16 protein-coding genes are annotated in these 16440 nt (G+C 66.2%); 13 read left to right on the top strand and 3 right to left on the bottom strand.

The genetic code is table 11. From position 1 onward, the window contains the following. Positions 1-26 precede the first annotated feature (26 nt). From CH289_RS14795 to CH289_RS14780, 4 genes are all read left to right on the top strand, one after another. Complete coding sequence (locus tag CH289_RS14795; protein WP_027498938.1) at positions 27-920, top strand: 1,4-dihydroxy-2-naphthoyl-CoA synthase; 894 nt, start codon at positions 27-29, stop codon at positions 918-920. Between the two features lie 7 nt (positions 921-927). After that, complete coding sequence (locus CH289_RS14790) at positions 928-2064, top strand: GGDEF domain-containing protein (RefSeq protein WP_256977232.1); 1137 nt, start codon at positions 928-930, stop codon at positions 2062-2064. A gap of 75 nt (positions 2065-2139) precedes the next feature. Beyond that, positions 2140-2577 (top strand): hypothetical protein, encoded by a 438-nt coding sequence (locus tag CH289_RS14785; protein WP_019666453.1) that lies wholly within the window; start codon positions 2140-2142, stop codon positions 2575-2577. 56 nt (positions 2578-2633) lie between these two features. Beyond that, a complete protein-coding gene (locus CH289_RS14780; protein WP_019666454.1) occupies positions 2634-3017 on the top strand; it encodes a VOC family protein in 384 nt (127 codons plus the stop codon). Positions 3018-3038: 21 nt separating this feature from the next. Here the strand turns inward: CH289_RS14780 and CH289_RS14775 are convergent, their stop codons facing one another. Then, positions 3039-4319 carry a sensor domain-containing phosphodiesterase gene (locus CH289_RS14775; protein ID WP_019666455.1) on the bottom strand — a complete coding sequence of 427 codons (1281 nt, stop codon included), beginning with the start codon at positions 4317-4319 and terminating at the stop codon, positions 3039-3041. Positions 4320-4427: 108 nt separating this feature from the next. Then, positions 4428-5717, bottom strand: coding sequence for a hypothetical protein (locus CH289_RS14770; protein WP_256977231.1), 1290 nt, complete (start codon positions 5715-5717; stop codon positions 4428-4430). A 191-nt stretch (positions 5718-5908) separates the two neighbouring features. Here CH289_RS14770 and CH289_RS14765 point away from each other — a divergent pair, with 191 nt between their 5' ends. The 8 genes from CH289_RS14765 (at position 5909) to CH289_RS14730 (ending at position 11826) form a co-directional block, all read left to right on the top strand. After that, positions 5909-7075 carry an inorganic phosphate transporter gene (locus CH289_RS14765; RefSeq protein WP_019666457.1) on the top strand — a complete coding sequence of 389 codons (1167 nt, stop codon included), beginning with the start codon at positions 5909-5911 and terminating at the stop codon, positions 7073-7075. A 7-nt stretch (positions 7076-7082) separates the two neighbouring features. Beyond that, positions 7083-7355, top strand: coding sequence for a hypothetical protein (locus CH289_RS14760; protein WP_019666458.1), 273 nt, complete (start codon positions 7083-7085; stop codon positions 7353-7355). 11 nt (positions 7356-7366) lie between these two features. Next, positions 7367-7699 (top strand): DUF3349 domain-containing protein, encoded by a 333-nt coding sequence (locus CH289_RS14755; protein WP_179276808.1) that lies wholly within the window; start codon positions 7367-7369, stop codon positions 7697-7699. 16 nt (positions 7700-7715) lie between these two features. Then, the gene (locus tag CH289_RS14750) at positions 7716-8018 is read left to right on the top strand and encodes a DUF3349 domain-containing protein (RefSeq protein WP_019666460.1); all 303 of its coding nucleotides are present in this window, start codon (positions 7716-7718) and stop codon (positions 8016-8018) included. A gap of 10 nt (positions 8019-8028) precedes the next feature. Then, positions 8029-9180 (top strand): o-succinylbenzoate--CoA ligase, encoded by a 1152-nt coding sequence (gene menE, locus CH289_RS14745; RefSeq protein WP_094728093.1) that lies wholly within the window; start codon positions 8029-8031, stop codon positions 9178-9180. Positions 9181-9220: 40 nt separating this feature from the next. Then, entirely contained in the window at positions 9221-9994 is a 774-nt protein-coding gene (locus CH289_RS14740; protein ID WP_020112499.1) for a PIG-L family deacetylase, read from the top strand. Between the two features lie 63 nt (positions 9995-10057). Continuing rightward, on the top strand, positions 10058-11005 hold the full coding sequence (locus CH289_RS14735; protein WP_019666463.1) for a daunorubicin resistance protein DrrA family ABC transporter ATP-binding protein: 948 nt from the start codon (positions 10058-10060) through the stop codon (positions 11003-11005). After that, positions 11002-11826 carry an ABC transporter permease gene (locus CH289_RS14730; RefSeq protein WP_019666464.1) on the top strand — a complete coding sequence of 275 codons (825 nt, stop codon included), beginning with the start codon at positions 11002-11004 and terminating at the stop codon, positions 11824-11826. Before CH289_RS14735 ends, CH289_RS14730 begins: the two co-directional genes overlap by 4 nt. A 3-nt stretch (positions 11827-11829) precedes the next feature. Here CH289_RS14730 and CH289_RS14725 read toward each other — a convergent pair whose 3' ends face one another. Beyond that, positions 11830-15090, bottom strand: coding sequence for an ATP-binding protein (locus CH289_RS14725; RefSeq protein WP_094728092.1), 3261 nt, complete (start codon positions 15088-15090; stop codon positions 11830-11832). Between the two features lie 142 nt (positions 15091-15232). Between CH289_RS14725 and CH289_RS14720 the strand changes: the two genes are divergently transcribed. Then, a partial coding sequence (locus CH289_RS14720) for an acetate and sugar kinases/Hsc70/actin family protein (RefSeq protein ID WP_143545084.1) occupies positions 15233-16440 on the top strand: 1208 nt, incomplete at its 3' end.

Below are 16440 nucleotides of genomic sequence, written 5' to 3'. Positions count from 1 at the left end.
GAAGCACTGGCTCTATCGTGGCCCAGGTGACCTTTACTCCTTCGCTCTGGCAGCCGGTTCCCGGGTTCGACGACCTCACCGACATCACCTATCACCGCCACGTCACCGACGACACCGTGCGGATCGCGTTCGACCGTCCCGAGGTCCGAAACGCGTTCCGGCCCCACACCGTCGACGAGCTGTATCGCACGTTGGAACACGCGCGCGTCAGCTCGGACGTCGGCACGGTGCTCCTCACCGGCAACGGACCGAGCCCGAAGGACGGTGGCTGGGCGTTCTGCTCGGGCGGAGATCAGCGCATCCGTGGACGCAGCGGCTACCAGTACGCCGAGGGAGACACGGCGGACACCGTCGACAAGGCCCGGGCCGGACGGTTGCACATCCTCGAGGTGCAGCGCCTGATCCGGTTCATGCCCAAGGTCGTCATCTGTCTGGTCAACGGCTGGGCTGCGGGCGGAGGCCACAGCCTGCACGTCGTCTGCGACCTGACGCTCGCGAGCCGCGAGCACGCGCGGTTCAAGCAGACCGACGCCGACGTCGGTAGTTTCGACGGAGGTTACGGCAGTGCGTACCTCGCGAAGATGGTGGGACAGAAGTTCGCTCGCGAGATATTCTTCCTCGGCGACACGTACACGGCCGAGGAGATGCATCGAATGGGCGCAGTCAACCGCGTCGTCGATCACGACGAACTCGAGAACGTGGCCATCGAGTGGGCCGCGAAGATCAACGCCAAGTCTCCGCAGGCGCAGCGGATGTTGAAGTACGCGTTCAACCTTCAGGACGACGGCCTGGTCGGCCAGCAGCTCTTCGCCGGTGAGGCGACGCGTCTGGCGTACATGACCGACGAAGCCGTCGAGGGCCGCGATTCGTTCCTTCAGAAGAGGGATCCGGACTGGTCGCCGTTCCCCCGCTACTTCTAAAGGTTTCATGTCCGTTTCTCGAAATCCCCTCACGCATCGACGCCGCGCACCGGACAGTGCGTGGTCGTCGGTGACGTCGTGGTTTCTGCAGAAGCACGACTACGAGTGGATGCGCGAGTTCCAGAACTCGCGGCCGACGGGAAAGATCGTTCGGATCATCGTCGCCCTGTCGATGATCAACATCAGTGCGATGTCGTTCACGTCGCTGTTCGCGATCGGCGGCCCGACGGGTACCGCGGCGACTGCGCTGACGTTGACGCTGTGCACCGTCAACCTGATCATCGCTGCACTGTGGGTACTGCGGCCGTTCCCCGGGCGTCTCGGCGTGGTGTCGTTCGCGATCTACTCCGACCTGGGCGTCGCCGCCGCGCTGTCGGTCCTCGATCTCCGTAACGCGCTGCTCGGCTGTGTCCTGTACGCAGTGATCGGTGCGTTCGTGACGTTCTTCCTCAGCCCGCGCTGGGTGGTGGCGCACCTGATCTTCGCCTCCGGAATCGCGATCGGCTTCGCAGTCGCGATCTACGTGCGCGGCGACATGGACACGATCACCCTGCTCGTCCAGACCGACGTGGTGCTGCTCGGCATCATGAGTGTGCCCGTCACCTCGCACATCTTCCTGACGACGCTGTCCGCCGACGCGCGGAGTTCCAAGCTCGACCCACTGACGGGCCTGCTCAACCGTCGGGGTCTCGACGCCGCCCTCGAGGACCTGTGGCCGCGGGGACGCCGCGAAGGTCAGTGCGCTGCGGTGATCGTCGTCGACATCGACAACTTCAAGTCGGTCAACGACATCCACGGCCACGACGAGGGTGACGCGGTGATCTGCCGCGTCGCCGAGCGCCTCACCATGCACGTGTCGCGGTACGGAGCGCTGGGACGCACGGGCGGTGAGGAGTATCTGGCTGCGGTGGTGACGTCGAGACTGCACATCGACGCGCTTATCCACGGAATCAGGCGTGCCCTGCACGGTGAGGGCGATTCCGTTCCGGTCACCGTCAGCGTCGGCGCCGCGATTCTGTACGCCGAGTCCCCGCTGTGGACGACGAGCACGGACACGGTGAACACTGCGTCGAGAGTGGCCGACTCGATGATGTACGAGGCCAAAGCGTCCGGGGGCAACCGAGTGGTCACCACCCTCATCTGACCGTGTGCCGATCGACACCGTGCTTGATTGACACCGTGCCTGATTGAAACCTGACGAAGCGGCAATACACCGATCATGACGACCGACCGCCAGACCCCGTCTCCCGAACACCGACGACCGGACGGACTGTCCGACGACACCGTCGCTGCCGTCGGCAAGGTCTCCGAGGCACTCGAGACGATCGAACGCGCCCGCGGTCACCTGTACTCGTTCCACCAGCTGATGGGACACGCGGACCTGCAGCTCGGCGAGGCCGTCGATGCGCTGCGAGATGCCGGCAACACGTCGGCAGCCGACCGACTGTCGGAGGAGATGATCGGTCGCAACGCGATCGACGGCAGGTGGTCGTTCCAGATCGTGGAGGAGTTCGACGATCTCTACTGGTCGGCGTTCCGGCAGCACGAGAAGCAGACGAGGGACGAACTGCAGGAAGGGAAGCGACACGTCTTCGAGGCGGAAATGAAGGAGTCGCGGCGCACACACGAAAAATCGGGCCACGAAGCAACGCCCTGATGCTCACACACGTCGTGCAGGCTGTGGTATCGATGAGGCTGTGGTATCGATGAGGCGTGGAGATACTCAGCGGCCGAACGATCCTGCGTCCAGTCGACTACGAGAAGACTCTCGCGTTCTACCGAGACGGCCTCGGGCTCGCCGTGCATCGCGAGTACGGGGCGGGGACGGTGTTCTTCGCCGGGCAGTCGCTGATCGAGATCGCGGCTCACGGTAGTTCGGGCTCGGCGCAGGTGTTCGACGGGGCGCTGTGGCTGCAGGTCCGCGACGCGGAGGCCGCTGCCGACGAGCTTCGTGGTCGGGGCGTCCCGATCGAGCGTGACGCGAAGCAGGAGTCGTGGGGCCTGATCGAGATGTGGCTTCGTGATCCGGACGGGGTGCCGATCGTTCTGGTGGAGATTCCCGCGGACCATCCGCTCAGGCGGGACACGCGGGGCTGACGCCGGGAAGATCGCCGGTTCTCACGACCGTGTCGCGGCGACGACCCTGCGCACGGCTGCTGCCGACTGGGGCCGCGACCACAGAAACCCCTGTGCCAGAGTGCAACCCAGCTCCAGTGCGACGTCTGCCTGAGCTCGCGTCTCGATGCCTTCGATGATCATGACCAGACCGAGGTCGAGGGCGACGGTGGACAGGGCACGCAGCAGTGCCCGCCCGCGGGGGGTGTCGATGTACTTCGTCAGGTGTCCGTCGATCTTGATTCCGTCGGGCTCGAACGTGACGAGGCGTTCCAACGAAGACCAGCCGGAGCCGAAATCGTCGAGCAACACCCGGAATCCGAGCGCGTGCACATCGTCGATGTGTCTGCGGATGAGCGGTCCGTCGCTGACGGACGACGTCTCGGTCAGTTCCAGCGAGATCGAGCTCGGCGCGACGGAAGACATGGCGACGGCGCTCTGCAACTGAGCGACGGCGTCGGGGTGCGCGAGGTGGCGACCGGACAGGTTGACGCTCAACCTCAGGTCCGGTCGTGTCGTATGCCAGGCTTCCGCTTCTTTCACCGCGAGGCGCAGTACTTCGAGATCGATGTCGATGATCAGTTCACTCGACTCCGCGAACGGCACGAAGTCGGCGGGCGAGACGAGGCCTTTCCGCGGGTGGTGCCAGCGTGCCAGTGCCTCGAACCCGATGATCTCCCCGGTGCGCAGATCCACGACGGACTGAAACCACGGCACGATCTGGCCCGCATACAGCGCACCCGCAAGGTCGTGGTCGTTGTCGAGCTTCGCGGCCGTCGACCCGACTCTGCGATGCAAATCCAGCTGTTCTTCCAGGACGGACCCGTACTGCTCGAGCTCCTGCAGCTGACTGTCGCTGAGCTCGCGGGGCATTCTGTCGAGCAGACACAAGGTGCCGATGACCAATCCTTCACGCCCGCGCAGCGGAACCGACGCGTAGGACGCGACCCCGTTCTGGTCGAGAATGTTGCGTTGCCGCACCGTGGCGTCGACGCGATTGCGGGTGAACACGGCGGCCTTCTCACTGCGGACGACGTCGTCGCACAGGGTGTCCGAGCGTTCGACCGTCGACACCGGCGGCCCGCCGATGTTGACGAGCGTGTACTGGGTTGTCTCGTCGAGGACGTTGAGCTGGGCGATGGCGAAGCCGACACTGCGTGCCGCGAGCTCCACCGTCGACCGCAACGCCGGGGTGGTCGCCTCGAGATCGAGATACCGGCGGGCGGAATCGCTCTGCCTGCGAGCCTGCGGCCGACGGGCAGCCGAGGACGGATCGTGCTCCATCGTCGTCTCCTGTCCCGCAGTCCCGGCCCTGCTGTTCGAGCCTTCTCGAAATCCGGCCGCACGTCAGCTTAGCGTCGGATTCCGGTCACACCGCCCGAACCCTGCCGATCACACCGACGGAATTCGGGTGTGAAGCAGTCTCCGCCGCAGAACAGCGGCCGCGAGACGCATCCCGTCGGGCGTGGGAGCGGGATCGTCGCCGTAGACGAGGAGGCCGAGCGCCGCCAGATCCTGCAGAACGTCGTCGCCGAGGGGTAGATCCTTGTCGGCAGCGTCGGGGCCGCCGACGTGCGACCACCCCTCGGCGGCCAACAGCTCGGTCACCAGAGGAGACGGATCGTCCGAGCAACTGCCTCGAGCGACGTCCGCCAACACGACCTCGGCCGCGATGGACTCCGGGTGGTACTCGGCGCCGACGAGCCGTTCGACGAGCGTCGACCACAACCGATCCGCGCTCATCTCCTTGGCGCGTGCCGTCGGCAGCAGGCGACCGTGGCGTTTCCGGACCAGACCCAACCGGAGCAGGAGTCGTCGGACACGGAGGACGGGCTCGGTTCCTCGTTCGTCGCCGACGGGAAACGGCCATTCCCGCGGTGTCCACAGTGTCCCGAGTGCCTGTTCGACGACCGGAGCGGGGAGATACCCCTTGTCGGTCAACGTGATTCCGTCGCCGACGATGGCGAGCATGCCTTCGAGTCGCCGGACGCAGCCGTAGGCCGGGGCGATCGCGTCGTGCAGCGCGGTGTTCAGGTCTCGGTAGAGCTCGACACGCGGCGGGCTGTACCTCGTCCAGAGTGCGATCCGATGGTCGAGCAGTTGCTCGAGCAGAACACCACCGGCACGCTCGGATCGGAGGACCGAGTCGGTGATCCGTCGACGTTTCGCGGCGACCGCCGAGTCCCGCAGAGGCTTGCCGTCGATACCGGAGGACTGGAATTCTCCTGCGACGGAAGCGACTTCGAGGGTTTCTCCGATGAGGTCGACCATGGCGCGTTCGGCACCTTCCGGAACGTCCTGCCAGGTGATCAGGTCGCTGTCCTCGGGTGCGACACCCGAGGCGTTCACGGCGCGTTCGAAGCGTTCCTGCCGACTGCCTTCGTCTGTGGTCGTCAGTAGCTCGCGCGTCCGTTCGCTGCGCGCGATGTCGGCGTACCGGGCGTGCCCGAGCCGATCGAGAAGTTCCGCGAGCGCTTCCGCGATGTCCCACGCACGATCCGGGTCCCCCACCGATTCGCCGAGGTAGGACCACAGAAACGTCTGCACCGAGATCTGCGTCGGACCGCCGGGTGGCGAGACCGCACGCAGCCCCTCCCATCCCAGCGCCGCATCCGCTGCCGACGCAGGGTCGACGGAGTCCAGATACGACAGGGCTGCGGCCACTGCGTCGTCGATCTGCATGCCGTCCACTGTCCCACAATCGTGCGGTCCGACCCGCCTTCGGAGCCGAGTGACGCACGCCTCTCACAAATCGGGCAATTAGTGCAAAAAGGTGAACGGAAGATGAACCAGAGGCGTCGTCGAAGAACCCGAGAAGAACACTCTGAGCAAAATTATCCGAACGGGCACTCGGTACCCCACACTTTCAAGACGTGAGCGCAGAATTCCTCGTACTTCTCGTGGTGGTCGTAACGGCACTGGCCTTCGACTTCACCAACGGTTTCCACGACACCGCCAACGCCATGGCGACGTCCATCGCGACCGGGGCACTCAAGCCCAAGGTTGCCGTCACGTTGTCCGCCGTCCTCAATCTCGTCGGCGCCTTCCTGTCCGTCGAGGTGGCCGCCACCGTGGCCAAGGGCATCGTCAACCTCGGCGACACCGGCGGACAATCCCTCCTGACCATCATCTTCGCCGGCCTCGTCGGCGGCATCCTGTGGAACCTCGCGACGTGGCTCCTCGGAATCCCCTCGAGCAGTTCCCACGCTCTGTTCGGCGGCCTCATCGGCGCCACCATCGCCGGCCTCGGCACCTCCGGTGTCGTGTGGGACGGAGTCTGGAGCAAGATCGTCCTTCCGGCCGTCCTCGCGCCGGTCGTCGCAGGCCTCGTCGCCGCCGTCGGAACCTGGGGTGTCTACCGCATCACGAACGCCATCCCGGAGAAGAACAAGGAACGTGGATTCCGTTGGGGCCAGATCGGTTCCGCCTCACTCGTGTCGCTGGCCCACGGAACCAACGACGCACAGAAGACCATGGGGGTCATCTTCCTGGCGCTCGTCGCCTACGGAACCGTGACGCCGGACTCGGAGATGCCCCTGTGGGTCAAGGTCACCTGCGCACTCGCCATCGCGCTCGGTACTTATCTGGGCGGCTGGCGTGTCATTCGCACGCTCGGCAAGGGACTCGTCGAGATCGCGTCACCGCAGGGCATGGCGGCGGAGTCGTCCTCGGCAGCAATCATCCTGACCTCCAGCCACCTCGGACTTCCTCTGTCGACGACGCAGGTCGCGACCGGATCGATTCTCGGATCCGGCATCGGCAAGCCGGGAGCTCAGGTCCGCTGGGGTGTCGCCGGCCGCATGGCCGTCGCCTGGGTCATCACCCTTCCTTCAGCGGGCATCGTCGGAGCCGTCTGCTGGTTCCTCGCTCACATCGTCGGCGGCCTGCCCGGAATTCTGCTGGTGTTCGCCATCCTCGTCGCACTGTCGGCGCTGATGTACATCCGCTCGCGCCGCCAGCCCGTCGACCCCGACAACGTCAACGCCGAGTGGGACGGCGGCCTGATCCCGGCCGACGAGAACACCCCGAGCAAGGTTTAGGACTGACATGGAAACCCTCACCCACACCCTCGATTCGCTCTGGCAGGTAGTGCTCGTCGGACTGCTGCTCGGTGCAGGACTGCCCGCCATCTTCGCTCTGGGGCTCAGAGCACTCTCCACCGGCGACATCGCCGAGGACGGCACCGTCCGCGCTCGCCCGGCCGCGGCCACCGCAGCCGGCATCCTGTGCTTCGCCGTCGTCGTCGTCGCCATCGTCGCGGGAATCCTCTTCATCATGAAGAACTTCCTGGACAGCACCTTCGGCATCTCCGTCTTCTGAGAGGCATGACCATGACCGAGACAGCAACCTTCCAGGCGTCGGTGCTTCAGTGGCTGCGCGCGGGCTACCCGGAGGGCGTTCCACCGAAGGATCGTTTTCCTCTGGTGGCGCTGCTTCGCAAGGCGGCACTGACCGATGCTCAGGTCCACGAAGTCGTGCTCGGCCTCGTCGCACCCAACGGCGGCGCGCTCGAGGACGGTGCCATCACCAACTCCGAGATCACCGACTACATCCGCGAACTCGTCGACCACGAGCCGACGGCAGACGACATCGCCCGCGTCTCGGCGAAGCTGGCGTCGGGCGGTTGGCCTCTCGCGGAACGCCCCGGGTTCACCCCAGAGTGACGGACGGTGGGGTGTGATGGCTGTGCCCTCGTTTCTCCAGTCGATTCTGGAGTGGCTTCGAGCGGGGTATCCGGAAGGTGTGCCGGATGCGGATTACGTTCCGCTACTGGCTCTTCTGACCAGGCGGTTGACCGAGGACGAGATCCAGGCCGTCGTGGATGCGCTCATCGCGGGAGGTCAGTTGCCCGCCGACAAAGCGGGTATCGCCGTCGTCATCACGAAGGTCACCAACGAGATGCCTCGCGAGGAGGACATCTCGCGAGTTCGATCGAAGCTGGCTGCGGGCGGTTGGCCATTGGCGGATCCGTTCACGATCTAGAATTTCGCCTGTGAGCGTGCTCGAAGAACTGAAGATCCCCACCGGCGACGCCGCGGCAGACATCCTGCCGCGGCTCGTCGACGTTCTGGGTGGCTCGTCGCCCGCGGTGCTCCCGGTTCCCGCTTCGGATCCACGCGAGACGCAGAGGCTGCGCGACGCTCTGGCCCCGGGAACCGAGATCGAGGACGGCGCAGCGCTCGTCGTCGCCACTTCGGGTACGACGGGCACGCCGAAGGGCGCGATGCTGTCGGCGTCGGCGCTGCGCGCGAGCGGTGAGGCCACGGCGGTTCGGCTCGGTGGTCACGGATCGTGGCTTCTGGCGCTGCCTGCGCATCACATCGCTGGGCTCCAGGTCCTGATGCGCAGTGTGTTGGCGGGCACCGATCCGGAGATCGTGGATGTCACAGGCGGGTTCGACACGTCGTTGCTGCCCGACGCGATCGGGCGGATGCGCGGTCCTCGATACACCTCACTGGTGCCGACGCAGTTGGTCAAGGTTCTCGACGATGCGACGGCGACCGAGGCGGTCGCCTCTCTCGACGCAGTACTGCTCGGCGGTGCGGCGATACCGATTCCGTTGCGCGAGCGCGCTGTTGCCGCGGGTATTCGGCTGATCCGAACGTACGGGATGAGCGAGACCGCAGGCGGATGCGTCTACGACGGAGTTCCGTTGGACGGCACTCTGCTTCGTATCGACTCGGGACGAGTGGTGCTGGGTGGGAGCACGATCGCTCTGGGGTATCGAGGCATGCCGGATCACCCTGCGTTCGCCGAGCCCGGTTGGTTCCGAACCGACGACGCCGGGGCGGTCTCCGGCGGCGTGCTGTCCATTTCCGGGCGTCTCGACGAGGCGATCTCCACCGGTGGGCTCACCGTCGTACCTCAGGTGGTCGAGGCGGCTCTCGCGACGCATCCGCTGGTACGCGAGTGCGCAGTTCTCGGATTGCCGGACGAGCGACTCGGCCAGAAGGTCGTGGTGGCAGTGGTAGCCGATGGGCCACTGACACTCCACGATCTGCGTACGCACGTTGCCCCGACTCTGGATGCCACAGCCGCACCGCGGGAGCTGTATCTCGTGGACGCCCTCCCCACCCGCGGACCGGGCAAGCTCGATCGTGCCCGCCTGCGCGAGATACTGACCGCGTCGAGCCCGAGCCGGTGAAGTCGACCGCCCGGCGCACGGTGTGCAAGCATTTCCGGTCATGAGCACATTGGTTTGCTTTCACGCCCATCCCGACGACGAGGTCTTCACGACCGGTGGCGTCATGCGTCTCGCGGCGAACGCCGGCCACCGCGTCGTACTGGTGACGGCGACGGACGGAGCACTGGGCGAGTTCCCGGACGGCATTCTGTCCGACGGCGAGTCGCTCGCGGAACGCAGGAGGACCGAGTTGCAGAAGTCGGCCGACGCTCTCGGTGTCAGCCGAATCGTGCTGCTGCACTATGCGGATTCCGGCATGGCGGGCACTCCGCAGAACGATCTGGGCACGGCGTTCTGCAACGCCGACGTCGACGAGGCGGCAGGCCAGCTCGCGGCCGTGTTGGAGGAGGAGCGGGCGGATGTGTTGACCATCTACGACCCTCACGGTGGTTACGGGCACCCGGACCACATCAAGGTGCACGTCGTCGGGCTCCGGGCGGGCGAGCTGGCCGGCACGACGCACATCTACGAAACGACCACCAACCGCGATCACATGAAGCGGCTGATGGAGGCCAACCCCAATTGGTCGGACGACAGCACCCCGCCGGACGTGGAGAGCTTCGGTCTGCCGGAATCGGAGATCACGACCGTCGTCGACGTCAGCTCGGTGATGGATGCGAAGCGACGAGCAATGGAAGCGCACGAGACCCAGGTCGGCGATTTCGGCCCGTTCCTGCAGATGCCACCGGAAATACTGGCGAGTGTGTTCGGACGCGAGTGGTTCCGACGCGTCGGCGGTGGCCCGGGGCTGACGGAGACGGCACTACCGCTCTGACCGCGCGCACGGTGCAAGCGTCGTGCATGCACCATGCAAGCGGCTGGGTTCACGCTGGTCGACATGAACCCAGCCATCGAGGCAGACGGCCTCGTCAAATCGTTCGGCGCACACCGCGCCGTCGACGGTGTGTCCCTCACCGTCCCCACCGGCTCCGTGTACGGAGTCCTCGGCCCCAACGGAGCAGGCAAGACCACCACCGTCCGAATGCTCGCGACTCTCCTGCGTCCCGACGCAGGTTCGGCGCGCATCTTCGGCCACGACGTCACCCGCGAGTCGACGGCTGTCCGGTCCCTCGTCGGTGTGACCGGGCAGTATGCGTCCGTCGACGAGGATCTTTCGGCGACGGAGAATCTGATCGTCTTCGCGAGGCTGCTCGGTCGTAGCCGGAGGGACAGCCGACTGAAGGCAGCCGAGCTGCTCGAGGAATTCGGTCTGACCGAGGCCGCGACCAAGCCGCTGAAAAACTTCTCCGGCGGTATGCGTCGACGCCTGGACTTGGCGGCGAGCCTCATCTCCTCCCCTCCACTGCTGTTTCTCGACGAACCGACCACCGGGCTCGATCCCCGCACCCGCGCCCAGATGTGGGACACGATCCGACGCCTCGTCGCCCAGGGATCGACGGTCCTGCTCACCACGCAGTACCTCGACGAGGCCGATCAGTTGTGCGACCGCATCGCGGTCATCGACCACGGCAAGGTCATCGCCGACGGCACGGCGGACGAATTGAAGTCCTCCGTCGGATCGTCGTCGTTGCAGTTGACGTTGCGTGAACCGACACGGTTCGCCGAGGCGCGGTCCATCGTCGCCCAGCAGTTGGGAGTCGAAGTTCAGATCACCCCGGAATCGGGTCGTCTGACCGCACCCATGACCGATGCGTCGCAGACACCGGACATTCTGATTCGTCTGCGCGACAACGGTATCGATGTCGACGAGATCACCGTCACCAAACCCAGCCTGGACGAGGTCTTCATGACCATCACCGGCCGCGACGAGAACGAGGCAGCATGACCACGACAATCGACCGACCAGCCGCGGTACAACCGGACCTGAATCCGACGCGCCACATCTCGCTACGCCAGTCCTTCGCCAATTCGTTCACGATGGCGTACCGAGGACTGCTCAAGTTCAAGCACAACCCGGAGCAACTGTTCGACGTGGTGTTCCAACCCGTCATCTTCACGTTGATGTTCAGCTACATCTTCGGCGGCGCGATCAGCGGCGACGTGTCGAGCTACCTCCCGTTGATCATTCCCGGCATCCTCGCGCAAACGGTCATCACCACATCCGTCGTCACCGGTACGCAGTTGCGAGAAGACATGGACAAGGGCGTGTTCGACCGTTTCAAATCGCTTCCCATCGCGCGCATCTCACCGTTGGCCGGTGCGTTGACCGCCGATGTGGTGCGGTACTTCATCGCCACCGTCATCACGTTCGCAACGGGTTTCGCGATGGGCTACCGACCGGAAGGCGGTGCACTGGGCCTCGTCGCCGCGGGGGCTCTCGTGATCTTCTGCGCCTGGGCCATCAGCTGGATCTTCGCCCTGATGGGTGTCCTGATGAACAAGGCGTCGTCGGTGCAGGGCATCTCGATGCTCATCCTGTTCCCGCTGACATTTCTGTCCAACGCATTCGTTCCCGTGGACACGATGCCGGGCTGGCTGCAGGCATTCGTCAAGGTCAACCCTGTCTCGCACCTGGTCACCGCGGTGCGTGACCTGGCGAACAACGGCACCGTCGGCATGGACCTGGTGTGGTCGCTCGTCGGCGCGGCGGCTGTCGTCGTGATCGTCGCCCCGCTGACGGTCAAGGCCTACATGCGCAAGGCGTGAGCCTCAGAGCCGGAGCAGTTCGCACACTTCCGCGAGCGCTCCGGCTCGGCTCGTCGACTCGGTTCGTGTCAGTTCGGCATCGACGACGTCCGCGCCGAGCATGGCTCGGGCTGCGTCCAGGTGCCGATCGATCCGCATGGACGGGTAGTCCTGCCTCGCTCGAAGCTTGCGGGACAGCGCGATCAGCGAGACACCGCCACCGGCGTCGCGCCCGGATTGCACCAGGTACGAGCCGAGCGCACACGCCACCGCACCCAGTTGCGGCAGATCCTGAAAACCCACCGGTCCCAACCGCAGCGAGGCCGCGGCGCCCAGATCGGCTGCCTGCGAGTCGATCTCACCGGTGGCGCCGTGCAGGGCGTGGGCGGCGACGGACGCGCTGGCGAGCATCGTGATGTACGGGTCGCCGCGTCGTTCCTCCTCGAACCGTGCACTGTCGATCGCCCGCCGGTACAGCAGTAGCCCGCTGGCGATCTTCCCCTCTGCCAGATCGGCTTCCGCCCGCGTCGCGCCGAGGGATACTGCCCGCTGATCCGCGTACTCTGCATCCGAGGACAACGCCGAGCCGGATCCGGAGCCCAACTCGGTGATTCGATCGAGCACGGCCCGCCCCTCGTCGACACGTCCGGCCGCGATCATCGACGCACCGGCGAATCCTCGGGTCTGCACCGATTCGTCGTAGGCGTGCATGTCCCACAGCAGATCCGCGGCGAGAGTGTAGTTCTCGATTGCGTCGTCCGCCGCTCCCGCCTGGCCGTGGATGCTGCCGAGAGCCTGCGCCGACGACGCGACACTCCACAGGTCTCCGCGTTCGGCAGCCAGTAGTTTGGCTGCCTCGGCGTCGGATGCCGCCTCGTGGAGGTGGCCGTAGTTCTCGTGCAGCGACGCTCTGATCATGAAGGCTGCGTTGCGCACTGCCGGATCCGCCGACCGCGTGCCGTGCGCGAGCATCCGAGCGAGCCCACGTCCGTCGGATCGTCCGAGCAGCGCCGCGGCGACGAACCTCAGGCTCGCGTCGATGCCGTTCCTGGACCCGACAATTCGACGCAGCCGCACACGCATTCGAGCCGATGACCGAACGTCGGCGTTGTACCCGACGTGCGCAAGCAACACCAGATGGGCGAGCACCATCGAATTGTCGTCGACATCGCGCACGCCGTCACCGTCGAACGGGGCCTCCGCCATCCGCGGCGCCCAGTTCAACACCTCGGTGTGCGCGCCGCGCATGGACCACGAGCAGGCCAGTATCGCGAAGACCGAGTACGCTGCGGCCCAACGCTTCTCCTGCAACGCACTGCGCAGCACGTCGACGATGTTGTCGTGCTCCGCCTCGATGGAGGCGGTCGCCACCATCTGCCTCGACGCCCGGAAGTCGACCTCGGCGACACCGGCAACGTGCACACCCCACTCGATCAGCCGGTCGGTCACCAGCGCCGAGTCGGTGGCCGAGAGATGCTCCTCGCCGAACTCACGCACGGTCTCGAGCATGTGGTACCGAACTCGACCGTCCCGGTCCTCGACCGTCAGCAACGATTGTCCGACGAGCCCGTCCACCGCGTCGGCGACATCGGCGATGTCGATGTCGCCGAACCCGGCCACGCGAGCCGCAGCGTCGGCGGTGAAGCCCGCCGGGAAACGGCACAACCGGCTGAGCACCGCACGATGCGCGGGGAGCAGGAGGTCCCAACTCCAGTCGATCACCGCGCGCAATGTGCGATGCCGCTCGGGCCTCGTCCGATCACTGCTGCGCAGCAACGAGAATCGGTGCTCCAGACCGGCGCCGATGTCCGCGACACTCATGGTGCGGACCCGAGCCGCGGCAAGTTCGATCGCGAGCGGCAACCCGTCGAGCGACCGGCACAGGCTCGCGACGTCACCCCGGTCGAACGTCACGCCGGGACGCACGGCCCGAGCACGCGCGACGAACAACTGCGTCGCGGCCGAGTCGTTCCCGTCCGTCTCGAGTGCAGGCAGTTGGTACGTCGCCTCCGCGGTGATCGCCAACGGTGATCGCGACGTCGTCAGGACCGTGACGTACTCACTGGCGGCGACCAACTCGTCGACGACCTGCGCGACGTCGTCGACGACGTGCTCACAGTTGTCCAGGACCAACAGACCGGGCGTGACGGACAGCGCGTCACGCAGACGTTCACCCGCGGTCTGCACCCGCGTGATCGGAAAACCGGTCATCTTGAGGTCGGATTCGCTCAGGCCGAGGGTTCCGGTGATCGCCGACGCGACGTCCTCCCCTCGCCTCAGGGACGCCAGTTCGACGAAGGCGACCGGCATGCTCGCGGCGGCACGCCGACCCAGTTCGTGTGCGATGCGCGTCTTACCCGCGCCGCCGGGCCCGACGATGGTCGTCACGCGCGCCTCTCGCATCGTCGCTTCGATGGCATCGATGTCCGCACCGCGGCCGATCAGGGCGTTCGGCGATGCTCTGAGCCCGACCGCGGCTTGGCTCCTCGGCGCAGGAGCAGGAGCCTGCAGGAGCTCTACGTTCAACTCCACCAGCGCGGGCGACGGATCCGCACCCAGGGTGTCCACGAGGAGGCGTCGAACACGGGCGAACACGGCCAGGGCCTCGTTGGTCCGATCGAGCGCGCGAAGGCAGCGCATCAACTCCGCAGCGACCCCCTCGTCCAGTGGATCGTTCTCGTGCGACGCGGTCAGCAACGGCAATGCGGCCCGGTGGTCACCTCTCCCGAGGTGGGCCGCGATCTCGACCGAGGTGAGGTCCACGGAAAGAGCGTCGGACCGACGGCGGAGATCCTCGACGATCGGGAGATCACCGAGGTCGGCGCCCGGCTCACCGCGCCACAGTTCGCGGGCGTCGGCGACGGATGTCAGCGCCTCCGTGTGGTCACCGCGTTCGACGTGGCGTCGGGCAGCCGACAACAGCGACGTCGCCCGCGTCAGGTCGACGCTGTCGACGCCGAGAACGAGCGCATAGCCGCTCGGGCCCACATCGAGCGCCCCGGAGGGAAGCAGTGACCGAAGCCGCGAGATCTGGGTCTGCAGGGCGTTCTTCGGTGAGCGGGGCGGCTCACCCGGCCAGACGTCGTCGACCAGCGCAGCAACGGACCGTCGGCGACCGGGATCGAGGGCCAGCGCCACCAGCAGAGCCCTCGCACGAGCGCCCGGCACCGACACGAGCACACCGTCGATCCGTGTCACGACAGCACCGAGCAACCCCACCTCGACGTCGGGACGTGGGGTCGGCCTGATGTCGGCCGCGCGCTGGTCGACGGGTTGCGTGTGCACTGCGGGCAATCGTAGTCACCGGGCGACATCACCTGCATTTTCACCTTTCAGTCGGTTATGAGTCGGAAAACAAACCGATTGACGGTATGGTGTGACGGGTCGGGGATCGGAACGCTCACTGGACGGGAGGCCACGAGCAACGATGGGTTCGTCAGTCGGCATGTCCATGGGTGCGAGCGGCATCCGCGCGGTCCGGACGTCGGACGGGCATTCGTTCACCGTCGAGACTTTCCCGTCGGCGCGATCCGTCCCGGACGCCGAGGACGTCGCGCACGCAATTCGCGCCATCGTCGATCGGCCGGATGCACCGACGTCGCTCGGTGTCGCCTTTCCGGACCCGGATTACAGTTCCGCCCTCAAGACCGCGCTGGTCGAGGAGTACGTCTCCGAGGTGCACATCATCTCGGAGATCTCCGGCACCATCGAGAAGCTGCGGGCCGATCCGGAGTTCCGATATCGCACGGTCGCGTTGTACGACCTGGGCGCCACCGGCTTGGAGATGACCATCGCGGACATCGACAGCGGGACGATCTACGCGGCCACCCGATCCAACGAGCTCAGTGGCTCGTCCATCGACTGGACCGTTCGTGAACACCTGCTGACGCTCGACATCCTCGCGGAACCTCGCAACCACGAGGAAGAAGCCTCACTGCTGGATTTCAGCCGGGAGATCAAGGAAGCCCTCACCACCCACGAGGCGACGCAGACCTCCGACGGTCAGTTCCGATTGATGGATCGGCGCATGTTCGACCTCCAGATCATCCGCCCCGCCGAGCGAACGGCCATCGCGCTGCGCGATCTGGCCGAGATGTCGGAGATACCACCCGAGGTCGTCGTCGCCATCGGCGGCGGCGCACGAATTCCGCTCATCCGGGACGTCCTGAGTCGCTACCTTCGCATTCCCGTCGTGGTGCCCGACGCCCCGGAGCTCATGGCCGCCGAGGGTGCTGCGCTGTACGCGACGAGAGTGGACGGTGCCAGACCGCCCGCGCCGACGGTCGCGAAACGCAGCGCTCGCACGTTGTTGACGCCGTTGCTCAGGTTCGGCTTGCCGTCGATCGTCGCCATCGGCTTTCTGTCCTGGATGGTGTGGCCCGACGACGGCACCGACCGCACCGTGGCGGGTACCCCGGTGACCACCATCGCCGACACCGCGTCGACGACGAAGGTGACCGCGTCCGACGAGCCGACGGCGTCTGCAGCCGACAAGTCCGCGCCGCCGGTCGCGCCGACTGTCACGGCAACGACCACCGCGGCGCCGCAACCGGACCCCGAAGCACCGGCGCCGCACTCCGGCAACGGTGGCGGTAGTTACGGTGGTGGTAGCTACGGCGGCGATAGTTACCGCCT

Origin of the sequence: Rhodococcus sp. RS1C4 (assembly GCF_002258225.1) — a bacterium.
Taxonomy (GTDB): Bacteria; Actinomycetota; Actinomycetes; order Mycobacteriales; family Mycobacteriaceae; genus Rhodococcoides; species Rhodococcoides fascians_E.
This window is presented reverse-complemented; position numbering and strand designations above follow the sequence as displayed.